The organism is Ligilactobacillus hayakitensis DSM 18933 = JCM 14209 (assembly GCF_000615845.1).
Taxonomy (GTDB): Bacteria; Bacillota; Bacilli; order Lactobacillales; family Lactobacillaceae; genus Ligilactobacillus; species Ligilactobacillus hayakitensis.
In genome coordinates, this window is the sequence record NZ_BAML01000057.1 from 1 (window position 1) to 3,145 (window position 3,145).

Sequence of the window (3,145 nt, forward strand, 5' to 3'; positions counted from 1 at the left end):
TCACCGCACTATTTTGTTGAAAGAATTCATTCTCTCAAAACTAAATATTAATTTCATTTCTTTGCCGAAAACTACGTTTTAATTATAATACTTGGTTAAGTCCTCGACCGATTAGTAATAGTCCGCTTCATACGTCACCGCACTTCCACTTCTATCCTATCTACCTGATCATCTTTCAGGGGTCTTACTTACACAAGGTAATGGGAAATCTTATCTCGAGGTGAGTTTCGCACTTAGATGCTTTCAGCGTTTATCTCATCCATACTTAGCTACCCAGCGATGCTCCTGGCGGAACAACTGGTACACCAGCGGTATGTCCATCCCGGTCCTCTCGTACTAAGGACAGATCCTCTCAAATTTCCTACGCCCGCGACGGATAGGGACCGAACTGTCTCACGACGTTCTGAACCCAGCTCGCGTACCGCTTTAATGGGCGAACAGCCCAACCCTTGGGACCGACTACAGCCCCAGGATGCGATGAGCCGACATCGAGGTGCCAAACCTCCCGTCGATGTGAACTCTTGGGGGAGATAAGCCTGTTATCCCCAGGGTAGCTTTTATCCGTTGAGCGATGGCCCTTCCATACGGAACCACCGGATCACTAAGCCCGACTTTCGTCCCTGCTCGACTTGTAGGTCTCGCAGTCAAGCTCCCTTATGCCTTTACACTCTGCGAATGATTTCCAACCATTCTGAGGGAACCTTTGGGCGCCTCCGTTACCTTTTAGGAGGCGACCGCCCCAGTCAAACTGCCCACCTGACACTGTCTCCCAGCGTGATTGCCGCTGAGGGTTAGAGTGTTCATATAACGAGGGTAGTATCCCACCAACGCCTCTGTCGAGACTAGCGTCCCGACTTCAATGGCTCCTACCTATCCTGTACAAGTCATACAAACACCCAATATCAAGCTACAGTAAAGCTCCATGGGGTCTTTCCGTCCTGTCGCGGGTAACCCGCATCTTCACGGGTATTATAATTTCACCGAGTCTCTCGTTGAGACAGTGCCAGATCGTTACGCCTTTCGTGCGGGTCGGAACTTACCCGACAAGGAATTTCGCTACCTTAGGACCGTTATAGTTACGGCCGCCGTTTACTGGGGCTTCAATTCTGAGCTTCGCGAATGCTAACCCATCCTCTTAACCTTCCAGCACCGGGCAGGCGTCAGCCCTATACTTCATCTTACGATTTTGCAGAAACCTGTGTTTTTGATAAACAGTCGCCTGGGCCTATTCACTGCGGCTGAGCTTGCGCTCAGCACCCCTTCTCCCGAAGTTACGGGGTCATTTTGCCGAGTTCCTTAACGAGAGTTCTCTCGCTCACCTTAGGCTACTCGCCTCGACTACCTGTGTCGGTTTGCGGTACGGGTAATTAAACTCTAACTAGAAGCTTTTCTCGGCAGTGTGACGTCAATCACTTCGCTACTTTAATTTCGCTCCCCATCACAACTTGTCCTTAGATGAAAAAGCATTTGACTCTTTCAAAGACTTATTGCTTGGACGCACATATCCAACAGTGCGCATCTTTAGCCTCCTGCGTCCCTCCATTGTTCAAACAAGTTTAACTAGTACAGGAATCTCAACCTGTTATCCATCGCCTACGCCTCTCGGCCTCGGCTTAGGTCCCGACTAACCCTGGGAGGACGAGCCTTCCCCAGGAAACCTTAGTCATACGGTGGACCAGATTCTCACTGGTCTTTCGCTACTCATACCGGCATTCTCACTTCTAAGCGCTCCACCAGTCCTTACGGTCTAGCTTCGTCGCCCTTAGAACGCTCTCCTACCATGTACCTTACGGTACATCCACGATTTCGGTAATGTGTTTAGCCCCGTTACATTTTCGGCGCAGGATCACTCGACTAGTGAGCTATTACGCACTCTTTAAATGGTGGCTGCTTCTAAGCCAACATCCTAGTTGTCTGTGCAATTCCACATCCTTTTCCACTTAACACATATTTAGGGACCTTAATCGGTGGTCTGGGCTGTTTCCCTTTCGACTACGGATCTTATCACTCGCAGTCTGACTCCCGGATATAAATCAGTGGCATTCGGAGTTTATCTGAATTCAGTAACCCTAGATGGGCCCCTAGTCCAAACAGTGCTCTACCTCCACGATTCTCAACTCCGAGGCTAGCCCTAAAGCTATTTCGGAGAGAACCAGCTATCTCCAAGTTCGTTTGGAATTTCACCTCTACCCACACCTCATCCCAGCATTTTTCAACATACACGGGTTCGGTCCTCCAGTGCGTTTTACCGCACCTTCAACCTGGACATGGGTAGGTCACCTGGTTTCGGGTCTACGTCAACATACTAAAGCGCCCTATTCAGACTCGCTTTCGCTACGGCTCCGGTCTTTCCACCTTAACCTCGCATGCTAACGTAACTCGCCGGTTCATTCTACAAAAGGCACGCCATCACTCATTAACGAGCTCTGACTACTTGTAGGCATATGGTTTCAGGAACTATTTCACTCCCCTCCCGGGGTGCTTTTCACCTTTCCCTCACGGTACTGGTTCACTATCGGTCACTAGGTAGTATTTAGCCTTGGGAGATGGTCCTCCCGGATTCCGACGGGGTTTCACGTGTCCCGCCGTACTCAGGATCCTGAACTGAGGAAACGAAGTTTCGCTTACGAGGCTATCACTCTCTTTGGCTAACCTTCCCAGGTTATTCACTACTTCGTTTCTTGGTAACTCAAATGTTCAGTCCTACAACCCCAAGAAGCAAGCTTCTTGGTTTGGGCTCTTCCCTGTTCGCTCGCCGCTACTGAGGGAATCGAATTTCTTTCTCTTCCTGTGGGTACTTAGATGTTTCAGTTCCCCACGTCTACCTTCAACTAAGCTATGAATTCACTTAGCGATAACAGGCGGTAAAACCTGCTGGGTTTCCCCATTCGGAAATCTCCGGATCACAGTTTACTTACAACTCCCCGAAGCATATCGCAGTTAGTCACGTCCTTCATCGGCTCCTAGTGCCAAGGCATCCACCATACGCCCTTAATAACTTAACCTCTATTATCTTACGATAATGGTTATGAGTTTTGCGATTAAGAACTAATTCTTGTTTTTAAACTCTTTAAAACGCGGTGTTCTCGGTTTTAATAATAAAATTATCAAGAAATAAATTAATATTTAGTTTTCAAAGAACAAA

At 48.4% G+C, this 3,145-nt stretch carries 1 rRNA gene; it reads right to left on the reverse strand.

The features are described 5' to 3' along the window. Nucleotides 1–91: 91 nt before the first annotated feature. Nucleotides 92–3,005 (reverse strand): 23S ribosomal RNA (locus JCM14209_RS08435). Nucleotides 3,006–3,145 lie beyond the last annotated feature (140 nt).